At 37.2% G+C, this 13,771-nt stretch carries 16 protein-coding genes; 1 reads left to right on the top strand and 15 read right to left on the bottom strand.

Features of this window, described 5'->3' with window-relative positions; translation table 11 throughout:
- Positions 1 to 92: 92 nt before the first annotated feature.
- The 5 genes from bshA to BFA01S_RS17565 are packed head-to-tail and all read right to left on the bottom strand — an operon-like array spanning position 93 to position 3,504.
- Complete coding sequence (gene bshA / locus BFA01S_RS17585; RefSeq protein WP_066233730.1) at positions 93 to 1,229, bottom strand: N-acetyl-alpha-D-glucosaminyl L-malate synthase BshA; 1,137 nt, start codon at positions 1,227 to 1,229, stop codon at positions 93 to 95.
- Positions 1,226 to 1,951, bottom strand: coding sequence for a bacillithiol biosynthesis deacetylase BshB1 (gene bshB1, locus BFA01S_RS17580; protein ID WP_412758865.1), 726 nt, complete (start codon positions 1,949 to 1,951; stop codon positions 1,226 to 1,228). Before bshB1 ends, bshA begins: the two co-directional genes overlap by 4 nt.
- On the bottom strand, positions 1,935 to 2,363 hold the full coding sequence (gene mgsA, locus BFA01S_RS17575; protein ID WP_066233728.1) for a methylglyoxal synthase: 429 nt from the start codon (positions 2,361 to 2,363) through the stop codon (positions 1,935 to 1,937). The genes bshB1 and mgsA overlap by 17 nt, the downstream gene beginning before the upstream one ends.
- Before the next feature lie 14 nt (positions 2,364 to 2,377).
- Positions 2,378 to 3,175: a 4-hydroxy-tetrahydrodipicolinate reductase gene (gene dapB / locus BFA01S_RS17570; RefSeq protein WP_066233723.1), complete on the bottom strand. Its 798-nt coding sequence runs from the start codon at positions 3,173 to 3,175 to the stop codon at positions 2,378 to 2,380.
- 2 nt (positions 3,176 to 3,177) lie between these two features.
- Entirely contained in the window at positions 3,178 to 3,504 is a 327-nt protein-coding gene (locus BFA01S_RS17565; RefSeq protein WP_066233732.1) for a nucleotide pyrophosphohydrolase, read from the bottom strand.
- A gap of 169 nt (positions 3,505 to 3,673) precedes the next feature.
- Between BFA01S_RS17565 and BFA01S_RS17560 the strand changes: the two genes are divergently transcribed.
- Positions 3,674 to 4,546, top strand: a complete 873-nt coding sequence (locus tag BFA01S_RS17560) for a YitT family protein (protein ID WP_066233721.1) — start codon at positions 3,674 to 3,676, stop codon at positions 4,544 to 4,546.
- A gap of 91 nt (positions 4,547 to 4,637) precedes the next feature.
- Here the strand turns inward: BFA01S_RS17560 and ypjB are convergent, their stop codons facing one another.
- The 10 genes from ypjB to aroA form a co-directional block, all read right to left on the bottom strand.
- Positions 4,638 to 5,426, bottom strand: a complete 789-nt coding sequence (ypjB, locus tag BFA01S_RS17555; RefSeq protein ID WP_066233719.1) for a sporulation protein YpjB — start codon at positions 5,424 to 5,426, stop codon at positions 4,638 to 4,640.
- A 387-nt stretch (positions 5,427 to 5,813) separates the two neighbouring features.
- Positions 5,814 to 6,413, bottom strand: a complete 600-nt coding sequence (lhaT, locus tag BFA01S_RS17550) for a lipoprotein heptaprenylglyceryl N-acetyltransferase LhaT (RefSeq protein ID WP_066233716.1) — start codon at positions 6,411 to 6,413, stop codon at positions 5,814 to 5,816.
- Positions 6,414 to 6,502: 89 nt separating this feature from the next.
- Positions 6,503 to 7,270 carry a menaquinol-cytochrome c reductase cytochrome b/c subunit gene (locus BFA01S_RS17545; RefSeq protein WP_066233713.1) on the bottom strand — a complete coding sequence of 256 codons (768 nt, stop codon included), beginning with the start codon at positions 7,268 to 7,270 and terminating at the stop codon, positions 6,503 to 6,505.
- 71 nt (positions 7,271 to 7,341) lie between these two features.
- The gene (gene qcrB / locus BFA01S_RS17540; protein ID WP_066233710.1) at positions 7,342 to 8,016 is read right to left on the bottom strand and encodes a menaquinol-cytochrome c reductase cytochrome b subunit; all 675 of its coding nucleotides are present in this window, start codon (positions 8,014 to 8,016) and stop codon (positions 7,342 to 7,344) included.
- 16 nt (positions 8,017 to 8,032) lie between these two features.
- On the bottom strand, positions 8,033 to 8,533 hold the full coding sequence (locus BFA01S_RS17535) for a QcrA and Rieske domain-containing protein (RefSeq protein ID WP_066233707.1): 501 nt from the start codon (positions 8,531 to 8,533) through the stop codon (positions 8,033 to 8,035).
- 143 nt (positions 8,534 to 8,676) lie between these two features.
- Complete coding sequence (locus BFA01S_RS17530; RefSeq protein ID WP_066233705.1) at positions 8,677 to 9,129, bottom strand: YpiF family protein; 453 nt, start codon at positions 9,127 to 9,129, stop codon at positions 8,677 to 8,679.
- Positions 9,130 to 9,264: 135 nt separating this feature from the next.
- A complete protein-coding gene (locus tag BFA01S_RS17525; protein ID WP_066233704.1) occupies positions 9,265 to 9,828 on the bottom strand; it encodes a ReoY family proteolytic degradation factor in 564 nt (187 codons plus the stop codon).
- A gap of 79 nt (positions 9,829 to 9,907) precedes the next feature.
- The gene (locus BFA01S_RS17520) at positions 9,908 to 11,173 is read right to left on the bottom strand and encodes a tetratricopeptide repeat protein (protein ID WP_066233703.1); all 1,266 of its coding nucleotides are present in this window, start codon (positions 11,171 to 11,173) and stop codon (positions 9,908 to 9,910) included.
- A 55-nt stretch (positions 11,174 to 11,228) separates the two neighbouring features.
- Complete coding sequence (locus tag BFA01S_RS17515) at positions 11,229 to 12,131, bottom strand: hypothetical protein (protein WP_066233700.1); 903 nt, start codon at positions 12,129 to 12,131, stop codon at positions 11,229 to 11,231.
- A 243-nt stretch (positions 12,132 to 12,374) separates the two neighbouring features.
- Entirely contained in the window at positions 12,375 to 13,667 is a 1,293-nt protein-coding gene (aroA, locus tag BFA01S_RS17510) for a 3-phosphoshikimate 1-carboxyvinyltransferase (RefSeq protein ID WP_066233697.1), read from the bottom strand.
- Between the last annotated feature and the right edge of the window lie 104 nt (positions 13,668 to 13,771).

Raw genomic sequence — 13,771 nt, 5'->3', positions numbered from 1 at the left:
CCAAATCCTTGATTTTACTGAATTTCCATAACAGGCTCTTTCAGCAGGATGTCTTAGAAGGGTTGCTTTTTACCCTTCTAAGACATCCTCTTTTATACATCCTCATCTATAAGTTCATAATAAATATTCTCATACTCTGAAACAATCGTTCCAGTATGAAATACCTCTTTTGCAACTTGAATTGCCTTTTCCGACATTTGCTTATGTAATACATCATTACTTAATAATTGGATCGCTCTCTCGGCAATCGCCTGGATATCACCGACTTCACAAAGATATCCCGTCTCTCCTTCGACGATTACCTCAGGTATGCCTTCTGCATTTGTACCAACACACGGAACACCGCATGCCATCGCTTCTAATAAAACAAGACCGAAACTTTCTTTCTCAGATAAAAGTAATTTCAGATCACTCATCGAATAAAGCTCATCCAAATTATCCTGCTTCCCTAGGAAAAGAACTTGTTTTTCTAAATTCAGGTCCCGAACCAGCTTCGATACACTCGTCATCTCTGGACCGTCTCCTACGAGTAATAGCTTTGCATCTATTTCCCTATTAATCAGATGAAACGCATGGACAACGTCCTGGACTCTCTTTACTTTTCTGAAATTAGAAACATGAATAATTACTTTCTCATCTTCTTTTATTCCAAATTCCCGCTTTAAGGAGTATGTATCTTTTTTATAATAAACCCGCTCATCAATAAAATTATAAATTGTTTCAATCTTTTTATTAGGCTTCAGCAAATCATAAGTCTGTTTAACAAGTGCATGCGAAACAGCTGTCACCCTGTCAGATGACTCTATCCCAAACCGGATCATTTCTGATAAAGACTGGTCATAACCGAGCACTGTAATATCTGTGCCATGCAAAGTCGTAACAATTTTCAAATCTCCGCCAACCATTTGCTTTGCTAAATACGCACAAATTGCATGCGGGATAGCATAATGAACATGAATAACATCTAATTTTTCCCGCTTTGCAACCTCTGCCATTTTACTTGCTAATGCTAAATCGTATGGTGGATATTTAAAAACTGAATATTGATTCACTTCCACTTCATGGAAAGTAATATTACAATAAACTTTATTCAGCCTAAACGGCAGGCTGGATGTAATAAAATGGATTTCATGCCCTCTTTCAGCTAATAATTTCCCAAGCTCTGTCGCAATAACACCAGAGCCGCCGACAGATGGATAACATGTTATGCCTATTTTCAGCTTTTTCATGAATGGCCACCTAATAAATCATTTTCAATAATAAACGGTTTATTCACTTTAAACCCTTCTGCATACATCCTGTTCACTTCTTTACCGAACATCCGCTCTCTGCTTTTCACTGTTTCTACATAACCGTCTGTTAAAGGTGTCATCACACCTTCTTCTGTCTTTTCAAATTGACTGGAATACGCTTCCAAACTTGCGATTTTCTTATCCATTGTCTCTGAAATATCGACAACAAAATCCGGTTTATGAAATCCATTGATCATATAAAAATAGAGAGCATCTGCCCGGTACGCGAGCAGGTTTTCATTATCATTATATTTTTTTATACCGCTTGAGAAGAATGCCTCTTCCACAAGTTTCGCACAATGACCATGATCAGGGTGTCTGTCTTCAAAATAGGGAGCAAAAATAATTTTCGGACGATATTTCCTAATAATCTGAACAATTTCACGAACGTATTCCTCTTTTAAATAGAGACCCCGGTCTGGGAAAGTTAATTGAATTCGTTTGGCAATGTTTAAAATATGTCCTGCCTTTTCTGCCTCCATTTGGCGTCTTTCAACCGTTCCATTTGAAGAAAGTTCTGCCTTTGTTAAATCACAGATGCCAATTTTTGCTCCTTTTTGAGCATATTTCGCAATTGTGCCGCCCATTCCAATTTCAACATCATCAGGATGGGCACCAAAAGCAAGTATATCTAATTGCATATCACTCATTACTTTCATTACTTTCACCTTGGCTCTCATGAATAACATTTCGCCAAGTTAAATCTCCTCTATTAAGACCGTGAATAAGCACTTCTGCTGTACCCATATTTGTTGCAAGTGGAATAGAATACACATCACAGAGACGAACTAGCGCTGTTACATCTGGTTCATGTGGCTGTGCTGTGAGCGGATCTCTAAAGAAAATAACGATATCCATTTTATTTTGAGCAATTAATGCGCCAATTTCCTGATCCCCGCCAAGCGGACCAGAATTAAAACGATGTATTTGTAAACCAGTTGCTTCATGTATTCTTAAACCAGTAGTTCCTGTTGCATAAAGCTGATGTTCTGCAAAAGTTGTTTGATATGCTTCTACAAACTGAACTAAATCATTTTTCTTTTTATCATGGGCAATCAGTGCAATATTCATTTTATTTATCCCCTTTATTCAATAATATTTTCTAGTCCATATACTAATACATTTGCCTTCATTACCGTCTCAACAGCTAATTTGACTCCTGACATAAAGGAAACACGATTATAGCTGTCATGGCGAATCGTTAAGCTTTGTCCATTCCCTCCAAAAAGCACTTCCTGATGAGCAATTAAACCAGGCAGACGCACACTATGCAGCCTAATCCCTTCATAATCTGCACCACGTGCTCCCGCTAATATTTCTTTTTCGTTTGGATGGCCCTGTTTTTTCTCTTCTCTTACAGAAGCGATCATTTCAGCTGTTTTAATTCCAGTACCAGATGGCGCATCCAGTTTTTGATCATGATGCAGCTCAATAATCTCAACATCCTGAAAATATTTTGCAGCCATTTGTGAAAATTTCATCATTAAAATAGCGCCAATCGCAAAGTTAGGTGCGATGATCGCTCCGATTCCTTTTTCTTCTGTTAACTTCTCAAGTTCTTTTAAATCCGAGTCTGAAAAACCAGTTGTTCCTACGACTGGACGGACACCATTTTCCAGTGCAATTTTTGTATGTACTTTTCCAACTTCAGGTGTTGTTAAATCAATTAACACATCCGGATTTGTTTCAAAAAAACATTTTTTAATATCAGAATAAATACGTACATCATTATGGAAGCCTTCGATCTCACTTAAGAGCTTGCCGTCATGTTTATGATCCACAACACCGACCAGTTCAAATTGCTCTGTTTCATTTACTAAGTTAACTGCTTCCGTTCCCATTCTACCTCTCGCACCAGCGATGACAATTTTTACTTTTTCCATCATTATTCTCCCTTTTTTTCTTCTATTTTAGTCCAGCGATCTTTATCCCTAGTATTGAATTTTTCCATTACTAAGTCATGGGCAGTTTCTAAATCGATTTTCAGTGAGTTTGCAAGACAAATAAGAACGAATAAAAGATCTCCCGCCTCTTCCTCGATCTTTTTCTCCGTTTCTGTCGATTTTTTCGGTTTTTCACCGTAATAATGATTTATTTCCCTGGCCAGCTCCCCAAGCTCTTCTGTTAAGCGAGCAAGCATAGCCAATGGACTAAAATATCCTTCTTTAAATTGACTGATATATTCATCTACTTCTTGCTGCAATTGTTTCATTGTTTTATTGCTCAAGTACTTTCACCTCAAAATCCTTTCTCTTTCATGTTAGCTAATCCACATGCATTTGACAAATATTTCGCTATTCTTCTATCATAATTTGTGATCAGGTATTTATTCAACTATAATATTTTAACTATAAGTCCATACTTATTTTGGAGGTGTAAAAATGAAACTTGAAATAAAGGTTAAAAATATCATTTTTATATTATTAGGCTCTGCCATTTTTGCATTCGGTTTAGTTCATTTTAATATGCAAAACAATTTAGCAGAGGGCGGATTTACCGGAATTACACTGCTTTTATTTTTCCTATTTAAAATCGACCCTGCCATTACAAACTTATTATTAAATATACCACTATTTTTTATCGGCTGGCGCTTTTTAGGGAGAACTTCATTTGTATACACCATTATTGGAACAGTCGGTTTATCAATTTTCTTATCCGTTTTTCAGCGTTACCAATTTCATATACCTCTCAAGGAGGATTTAACACTCGCTGCTTTATTTGCAGGTGTCTTTATCGGTGTCGGTTTAGGGATTATATTTCGGTTTGGCGGGACAACTGGAGGAGTCGATATTATTGCAAGATTAACGCAGCGCTCTATCGGCTGGAATATGGGGAAGACAATGTTTCTTTTCGACTTATGTGTTATTACATTATCCCTTATTTTCTACCTTTCTTACAGGGAAGCAATGTACACGCTTGTCGCAGTATTCGTCGCAGCTAAAGTAATTGATTTTATGCAGGATGGGGCGTACTCGGCCAAGGGGGCAACTATTATCTCAGAGTGCAATGATGAAATTGCAGTTAAAATTATGAAGGAGATGGAACGTGGTGTAACCATTTTAAAAGGACAGGGTTCTTTTACAAAACTCGATAAAAACATTTTATATTGTGTCGTTGCGAGAAATGAAATTACTCGTCTGAAATCAGTTATTACTTCTGTTGATCCACATGCCTTTGTCGTTGTAAGCGATGTCCACGAAGTAATTGGTGAAGGTTTTACACTTGATGCAAATAAAAAACCTCTTCAACGTTAAAGTTAAAATATTTTCTTACTGCTGTCTGACCTCTCCATATGAAATAAGGTATTTATCAAAAGGCTGTATTCGAGAGGTCAGACAATTTAACTTATTCATCAGCTTCCCGATGCGGATGCTTTTGCTTTTCACCTTTATATTTTCTCCACGCGGCATAAGATAATGCTAAAATAATCATCCCGCCGGTCGTAATCATAACCCATAATAAAGAAGGGTCTGCCTCATCTTCTTCCACTCTCTCAAACAATGCTTTTAATTCAGTCTCCATATCTGATAACTGTTTAATTCGGCTTGTATGTGGAATTTGTTCGAATAATTGATCTTCAACTACTGAAATATGTGTATCTACTTTTTTTACTCTCTTAGCGTCGACATCTACTTGAATGCTCGGATAAATAATATTATATAATGATATAAAACGATTCCAATCATGCTGGAACGATTTCTCGTTTCCTTCTTCCACATCCGTTTTCATTTGTGAAAATGTCTCCATTATTGATGTTTCCATCGAACTCCATAATGGCTGATGCTCAGAGACAGCTGCATCGACAACTAGACGAAACTGGGTTACAGCCCTTACTTTCTCTTCTAAATTAACCTCTTCCTTCTGCATTGCTTCCATCGTCTGATGATGTGTAGCTTTAATAGCCTTTACATGTTCGGAAGAAATATCATTTTGTTGCTCTGGAATATTACTGAACTGTTCTGCAAAATACAAAAGCAATTGTTCTGCCTCATCAAATCGCTCCTGCTTTGTAAACTGTAATGCATTGTTGGCGATTTGATTAAGTTCATTCCAATCGTATATTTCTTCTGCATCTGCCTTATTCATATATAACAGCAATATTCCCATAAAAAATACAATGACAGCTTTTTTCATCCTTGTCCCTCCTAAAACTTCTACTTAAATCTATGAGAAACAGGACAAGGTTAGACCAATAATACTAAAAGTTTTTTATCCCGGCCTTAACGGGCAGTAAGACTCCGCACTTCAAAACTTTAAGAATTTGAAGAAGTGAAACAGGAGATCAACTACCGTAAAGGTCCGACGAATTAACACATACTAAATTCGCCATTTCATGCAAGCAGCATATGCGGGTCTCAACTAATCATGGGGCTGTCCAATAAGTTCCTAATAAGTTTTAAAAGCTGAAAGGCCCTGTCACCAAATCCTAATTTACTGGATTTTCATGACAGGGCCTTTCAGCAGGATATCCCAAAACGGTCGCTTTTTACCCTTTTGGGACATCCTCATGAAAGCTTCAATTTATTCATTAGGAAGGGTTAATTTTGCAGCTTTCTTTCTAATAACGAAGAAATAACCGATAAAGATGGACACAATACTTAACCAGAATGTAAAATAGCCAATCTCATTCATATAATCCGATAATATGCGATACTGCGGCATCATTCCAAATAAATAATCGATTACATCATTATGTAATGTCCAAATGGCTGCTATTACTAAATGCCAAATATTAAAGCGGTAATACGGTGCATAAAGGATACCTTGAATAGCCATACCAAGATGTGATGCAATCAGCATATAAGCTTGTGGGTCGAGGCTGCCCATAACATTTAAAGTTAATAAATTCATCACAACTGCCCAAATACCGTATTTAAATAGAGTAACAATGGCGAGTGCCTCAAATAGCGGGAGGTTTTTCCGGAAAATAAAAGCTCCTAGAACAATAACAAAGAAGAGGCTTGCTGTCGGGCTGTCCGGAACAAAAATTAAAAACTCTGGCGGTGTTTCAACAAGCTGGCTTTTATACCAGTAATACCCGTAAAGAGTACCAAAAAAATTAATGATAAATAGGAGGATAAGAATAGGACGCACTCCTAAAAAGTAGTGGATCATCTTCATACTTTCAACACACCATTCCGATTTCTTATTTTTCGCAGCAGATGACTGCTCATTATTAACGTAGAAAAAAGCTGACGAAATGTCAGCTTTTATTTTGCAGTTGTATTCGCAATAAATTCTGAAAGAACTTTTAATTCCTCATCTGTGCCTTTAAAGATTCCAGCAGGCATTTTTCCAACACCATTTTTGGCAATGTCAGCGATTTCTTCTGGAGCTAAACCAGTGTCAACAAGGTTTGCCCCTGCTGCTCCTCCACCTAAAGTGTCACCATGACAAGATATACAAGTCTGTTCTGTATAAATTTTATAACCGTCAGACTCTGTATCAATTTCAGCTTCAACTTGAATTTTACCTTGCTCAGCCGCAGCCTCCCAGTCATGTGTTGCAACAGATTCCCATGTTAAATAGAAAGTAGCTGCTACCCCAAGAATCATCATTCCTACTGCAACAGGACGTTTACTTGGACGACGATGCGGTCCGCGATCAAGGAATGGAGCTAACATAAGAGCACCAAATGCAAGACCCGGGATTATAATCGCACCAATAACAGTATATTTACCAGCAGCGAAAGAATATTTAAGCAATTGATATAAGAATAAGAAATACCAGTCAGGCAATGGGATATATCCTGTTTCAGTTGGATCTGCAACACGCTCAAGTGGTGATGGATGCGCAACAGTTAAACAAAGGTATCCAACTAAGAATACAGCTCCGATCAGCCATTCTTTTAAAAGGAAGTTAGGCCAGAAAGCTTCTGTTTTCCCTGGATATTCCGAGTAATCCTTTGGAATATTTGGTTTTCTCTCTGCTGGAACACGAGAGTCACCGACGAATTTCATCCCTTTTCCACGATGCATGATTTCCCCTCCTTCATACGATGTGTGTAATATTATAATAAAAACAATTTATTCTTTTACAAATCTCTATCTTATAGAGGTCCTGAAATACCTTGCTTACGTATCATAATAAAGTGAGCCGCGAGTAAACCGAACAATGCAGCAGGCAAGAAGAATACGTGTATAGCAAAGAAGCGCGTTAATGTTTGTGCACCTACGATTTCAGGATGTCCTGATAACAATGTTTTAATTGTAGGCCCAATTAACGGCACCGATTCTGCAATTTGCAATGTAACTTTTGTCGCAAATAGCGCTTTCATATCCCAAGGTAATAAATACCCTGTTAAACCTAAAGCAAGCATGATGAAGAAAATAGATACCCCAACTAGCCAGTTTAATTCACGCGGTTTTTTATAAGCTCCTTGGAAGAAAACACGCAGTGTATGTAAGAACATCATTACAATTACTAAACTTGCTCCCCAATGGTGCATACCACGAACAATTTGTCCGAAAGCTACTTCATTTTGCAAGTAGTAAACAGACTCCCATGCATTTTTAATATCCGGTACATAATACATCGTTAAAAACATACCAGAAAGTATTTGGATAACTGTAATGAAAAATGTTAGTCCGCCAAAGCAATATACAAAAGCAGAAAAATGGTGTGCAGGGTTTACGTGTTCCGGAACTTCATGGTCAGCAATATCTCGCCACATCGGCGTAATATCTAACCGTTCGTCAACCCAGTCATAAATTTTATTTAACAACGATTACGCCTCCTTATTATTGCGGCTTTGCTTTTCCTAAGTATAAATATCCATCTTTTTCTTTATGCACATATCGATCAAGCGGAGATGGTGCTGGTGTTCCTTGAACGTTCGTACCATCTTTTTCATATGCACCGTAGTGACATGGACAGAAAAACCGATTTTTATGTGCAGGATCGGCATTCCAGTTTACCGTACAGCCTAAATGTTTACAGATTGGTGATAGTGCAACAATTTCATCCCCTTGTTTGTAAACCCATGCAGATTTTACTTCTTCAGATTCATACCAAGCATCAATCTGTTTGATTTTAAAATCGACACGTTTTGGTTCATCTGTAAGATCGGCAATTTTAACATCGGTTGGCACTACATCTTGTCCCGCAGCAGGACGAAGTACAGGATCAAGTGCAAAACGGACCATCGGCATTAGCATTCCTGCCGCCATGAAACCGCCTACACCAGTAAGCGTGTAGTTTAAAAATTGACGTCTTGAGACCCGATTTCTTTTCTCGCTCATCATTTTCCCCCCTCTATCTAAGGCTATTGTCCAAAAATGGACATACGAAAATTAAGTATAAAACTAGGACATTCTCATGATATATCAATCTTAACATGAGGTCAATAATATCCTCCCATGTTAAGAAAGAAATGGAAGTATTTTTATGATTTATTCCAATATTGTAATAAAATGTTCAAGATTTGTTCGATTTGGTCCTGGACAAGCTTTTTCTTTAGTGATTCATCCATATGTTCCAAAGGTATATTCGGAATGCAAATTACATCATCTTTTACTTCCGTTTCCCTTTGTTTCCATTCTTCCTCGGTTGTGAGAAAAATAACATGATGAAACGTCTCTCCTATTTCATTCTTCCATTTTTTGAGCGATTCTATTACTTGATTATCATTTTTTATGTAAGAAAATGGGGGGAACAAAAATACTCTGCCTTTAAGCTGTCTTTCTAGTTCAGAGGCGATGAGCTCTGTACACTCTCCTTTTGAAACAATGCTTTTAAATTGATCGCCTGTTGATATTGCAATAAGCGGTACAACTGCCGTATCAACGTACTCTTTCGATTGTGAATAAACATCAGCATCTTTACTATTCCATTTCAAAATTTCCACTCCTTGTCCATAAATACAATTTTTATCTATTATAGTCGTTTTAATCATTAATGTTCAATAAAAAAAGAACAAGCACCCGTTTCCTCACCGAAGGAATAAGTGCTTGCTCTTTATGGAAGGACCGTCCTAAAACGCATTCCTTCTCTCAATCTTCTTTAATTGGTTTAATTGAGTCGTTAACTTCTGGAAGGCTTCCTTATCCTGCTTATCCAGCGCCTCATCAATTAATTGCAGCAGTTTCTCCCGCTGATATGTTTGCAGTGAATGCTCTAAAAACTGTTCCGCAATAATGCGGTCTTTCTCATTTGAATGGAGATGCTTCGGCATAAACGGATTTAATTCCAGCACTGCCGCATATTGCGGTGATTTATATGCGCTTCTGAAGTTCAGCTGGATGAAAAGCTCCTCGTCCTTGTTTAAACGAATGTCATGAAATGACTTCTCTGCATCTGTCGTCATCACATTCTCTTTATAGAAACGAAAAGGCACTTCTTCCACACAGTGAGTCGACATAATAATTCCTCTTGGACAATACTGAGCTTGGTCTACGAAATGGACTTTTTCCATTAATGTGTCATGGCTCATTAAATAGTTTAAGATCCAGACACATTCTCTTCTTTTTAATTGATAATGGTTTAAGAACCACCTTACGAAATCTTTTTTTTCGTTGACAGAAACAGGGGCAACCATATATTTCCCTCCTCTGTTTTTAGATTATCTTATTTTAAAAAAGTTCAACAAATGTAAGGAAAATCCTGCAACTCTGCTTTTAAAACTCTTCTTCTAATTGCATCAAAATTTCTTCAATTTCGACATTCGTACGATCTAATTGTAATAATTCTTTTAAAATTTCTTTTCCTTTCTCCCTTTTTCCATCTTCTAAGAGGAAATAACCGTACTCCTCTAGAAAATCTGGTCGTTCCTTGAAAAAATTATATGCACGCTCGTAGTAGTTTAATGCCTCTATATACTGTTCTTTTTGATGATAAGCACGTGCTAAATCCCAATTAAATTCCGGGATTTCTTCCTCATATTTTGAAATCTCTTCGATAAGATCAATGACTTCATCATATTTTTCATCTTGTAAAAACAGCTTTGTAAGTGTACTACCAGCTTCTACATGACCGGGATCAAGCGCCAATGCCTCTCTCAGAAACTGTTCTGCAAGAGAGATTTGTCCCGCTTTAATCGCTATTTTCCCACCGTAAACGAATAATTCCTTATTATATTCGTCCGCTTTTATTCCCTCTTGTATGACTTCCAAGCTTTCTGTAATCATTTCTTCATGCTCATATGATTTAGCCAGATATAAGTACAGGGATGTGAAATCCTTATCGATATCTTTTAAATATAGCAGCTGTTTAATCGCAGTTTTATAAAAACCACCTTGATATGCTGTAACTCCATATCCAAAGATCGTATTCGGTTCGGGATTATCCCTAACAGCTTGTTCATAGTATTCAAGTGCTTCCTCAAAAGCACCGGATAAGCTCAATGATTCGGCAAGTCTTGCGGCAATATGAACGCCTTGAATATCAGAGCGGTCTTTAAGGACTTCTTCATAATAAGAAACAGCCTTTTGATATTTGCCCTGATGAAAATATAATTCCGCAAATGCAAAGTCAATAACAGATTCTTTCGGCAATAATCTTTTCGCTTCCTTTAGCTTCTGCTCACTTACTTCCATTAAACCTTGCATTTGATAAAGGTCTGCTAATAATAATAAAACTTGCGGATACGCCTCATCACTAGTAGAAATTTTATTCAATATTTGAATTGCATCTTCTTCTCTGTCTAAATCAATATAAATTTCTGCTAAAAAGATGGCAAGCTGTGACTCTTCTTCATATAAAAAATGAAGCTCCTCCATAATTTCCAGTGCCAGGTCAACGATACCCCACTGGAAATAAAGCTCTGCAAGTAAAACTTTCTCCTCATCATGTAAAGTAGGCTGTATTTGAGCAAGCAGCTCGAGTCCCTTATCAGTTTCCCCATTATTTACGAGAGATATCGCTTCATTTAATACTTGATTCAACATACCAATTCCTTTCCAACCTTCAAAATAGGTGAATATCTTATCTTAATATACATCAAAGTGAAGTATGTTGTATTATAAAACGACTTGGTATCGTAATAAAACATTCTTCCCCATATCCAGGCTTAAATATAATACGTGAATTCACATTAATAAGACGTCCTTTATGGACTGTAAACACTGGATTATGACTATCATAATGGAGGAAAGTTTTTTCATCAACTTGAAGAGAGAGTTCACTTAGATCATACATATTATAATCAACTTCACTGCCGGCTCGTATTTCGCCTTTTTCAGGATAAATCCCAATCGTCATTAACATCTCTTTTTCTAATGGGGCATGTTCTTTCGGGCATTCATTAAGAGAGGACATTTTGTGTTTTTTAGTAATGATTTTCCATTTATTCAGTAACTTTGAATGATCTCCCGCAGGATAAGGAATAAGGGTAATTGGAGAGGAGAACATTGCATCACGAATCCAGCCCCATGGCTTCTTTTCCAATTCATATTCGTTATTAAATTCAATAAATATGACAGGAATACGAAGCTTTTTACATGACCTTATAAAAGAAGGGGTTAGCTTTTCTAAATTAATTTTCACACCGATATAAAAATCAATTGGGGAATTAATCATTAGCTGTCTTTGGTTTTTTACTGCTGAATCTAATTCTTTTTCATATTGGATTGAAACGACTGTTAAAACAGCTGTACATCCTTTTTTCATTAATTTATGAATCATGATCTCTTTGAATTGTGTAAAATGGAGAGAGGAATTAAGGGAAAAATCGGGCATAACATAACCAGCTGTCAATAAATAACGGCTCATATTCATTTTCATATACTTGAAATTATCGAGTGCGGGGCGGATAAATTCCACTTGATTATTTTTAATAAGCAGAGAAGTTTGTTCTACCCCGTTATTTGTCAGCATATTAGCTCTGTCAATAATATAAGTCATCTTCACACCACCTTTTTCTTTAGTGTTATAGACAAGCTATGTGAAACGCTTACACATTATGACATAAAAATAAAAAAAAGAAGAGAATGTCTAAAAGGGGTAAAAATCAACCCCTTTCAGACATCCTCCTGCAAGGCCCTTTAGGAGAAACCAATAAAATCAAGGGTTTCGTGAAGGGGCCTTTCAGCTTTTAAAACTGATTAGGGACTTATCGGACAGCCCTTTTCTTTTGAAAGCTGGACTTTATTTAGCTAATTGTTCTAAATGAGCGAAGAAATCAGGATAGGAAACATCAATCGCTTTATAATCATGCAAATCAATTTCGCCATCAGTTATACAAGCAGCAATCCCGAGCATCATTCCGATACGGTGGTCGCCATGACTTGATACTGTAGCATTTCCTGACAGCTTCGTACGTCCTTTAATAATCATGCCGTCATCAGTCGCTTCAATATTTGCTCCTAATTTAGCCAACTCGCCGACAACTGTATCAATCCGGTTCGTTTCTTTTACTTTTAACTCACTTGCATCTTTAATAATTGTCTCACCCTCAGCTTGTGTTGCTAAAAGAGCAATAACCGGAATTTCATCAATAAGTTTTGGAATTAAATCTCCACCAATTGTAATTCCTTTTAATTCAGATGTTTTAATAATGATATCCGCAATCGGTTCGAATTCATTATCTTCATTTTTAATAATTTCAATTGAAGCACCCATTTGGATTAAAACATCAATAATACCTGTACGTGTCGGGTTAATTCCGACATTTTTCAGGATAATTTCACTATTTGGCACGATTGCGCCTGCAACGAGGAAAAATGCTGCTGATGAAATATCCCCAGGTACAAAAATAGACGTAGCTTTCAATGTCTGTCCGCCTCGTAAAGACACTTTCGTATCTTCCTCTAATACTTCTACTCCGAAAGCACGAAGCATTCTTTCTGTATGGTCACGTGATTTATGCGGCTCATTCACTATTGTAAGCTCGTTATTCGTTCTTAAACCTGCTAAAAGAATAGCTGATTTCACTTGTGCGCTCGCTACCGGAGAATTATATTCGACTCCGTTAAGCTCCTTGCCACGAACAGCTAAAGGGGTAAAATCCCCATCATTTCTTCCATCAATTTTAGCACCCATTAAACGCAATGGATTTGTTACCCTTGACATCGGACGTTTCGCGATTGACTCATCACCGATAATGCAAGAGTGGAAGTCCGTTCCTGCCAGAATTCCAAGCATCAATCTTGTCGTCGTCCCTGAGTTGCCGACATCTAAAATATCAACCGGTTCCTGCAAACCTTCATAGCCTTTTCCGTTAACCGTAACAGATCCTTCATTCACTTCAATTTTTACACCCATTTTACGGAAACAGTCAACCGTACTAAGGCAGTCTTCTCCCATAAGGAAATTAGAAATTTTAGTCGTTCCGTTTGCAATCGCACCGAACATAACTGCTCTGTGTGAGATCGACTTATCACCCGGAATTTCAATTTCACCGCGCAGCGTATCCACTTTTGATAATCGTTTTGTAGACATCTTTTTTCACCTCTGTTTTAATTTATCCCACACTTAACGGGCAGTAAGACTCCCACTTCCAAATTCAAGAGAATTCAAGGAAGTTAAGTGGGAAATCAACTGTC

Origin of the sequence: Metabacillus fastidiosus NBRC 101226, assembly GCF_001591625.1 — a bacterium.
Lineage (GTDB): Bacteria > Bacillota > Bacilli > Bacillales > Bacillaceae > Metabacillus > Metabacillus fastidiosus.
The sequence above is the reverse complement of the archived record's forward strand: the minus strand, read 5'-3'. Positions and strand labels throughout refer to the sequence as shown.

Coding starts and splice junctions, on each gene's coding strand:
- BFA01S_RS17525 (WP_066233704.1), bottom strand. CDS start 9,828: ATGGTTGCCCCTGTTTCTGTCAACGAAAAAAAAGATTTCGTAAGGTGG.
- ypjB (WP_066233719.1), bottom strand. CDS start 5,426: ATGAAAAAAGCTGTCATTGTATTTTTTATGGGAATATTGCTGTTATAT.
- mgsA (WP_066233728.1), bottom strand. CDS start 2,363: ATGAATATTGCACTGATTGCCCATGATAAAAAGAAAAATGATTTAGTT.
- BFA01S_RS17560 (WP_066233721.1), top strand. CDS start 3,674: ATGAAACTTGAAATAAAGGTTAAAAATATCATTTTTATATTATTAGGC.
- BFA01S_RS17545 (WP_066233713.1), bottom strand. CDS start 7,270: ATGCATCGTGGAAAAGGGATGAAATTCGTCGGTGACTCTCGTGTTCCA.
- bshB1 (WP_412758865.1), bottom strand. CDS start 1,951: ATGAAAGTAATGAGTGATATGCAATTAGATATACTTGCTTTTGGTGCC.
- BFA01S_RS17535 (WP_066233707.1), bottom strand. CDS start 8,533: ATGAGCGAGAAAAGAAATCGGGTCTCAAGACGTCAATTTTTAAACTAC.
- BFA01S_RS17515 (WP_066233700.1), bottom strand. CDS start 12,131: ATGACTTATATTATTGACAGAGCTAATATGCTGACAAATAACGGGGTA.
- bshA (WP_066233730.1), bottom strand. CDS start 1,229: ATGAAAAAGCTGAAAATAGGCATAACATGTTATCCATCTGTCGGCGGC.
- BFA01S_RS17565 (WP_066233732.1), bottom strand. CDS start 3,504: ATGAAACAATTGCAGCAAGAAGTAGATGAATATATCAGTCAATTTAAA.
- dapB (WP_066233723.1), bottom strand. CDS start 3,175: ATGGAAAAAGTAAAAATTGTCATCGCTGGTGCGAGAGGTAGAATGGGA.
- aroA (WP_066233697.1), bottom strand. CDS start 13,667: ATGTCTACAAAACGATTATCAAAAGTGGATACGCTGCGCGGTGAAATT.
- lhaT (WP_066233716.1), bottom strand. CDS start 6,413: ATGAAGATGATCCACTACTTTTTAGGAGTGCGTCCTATTCTTATCCTC.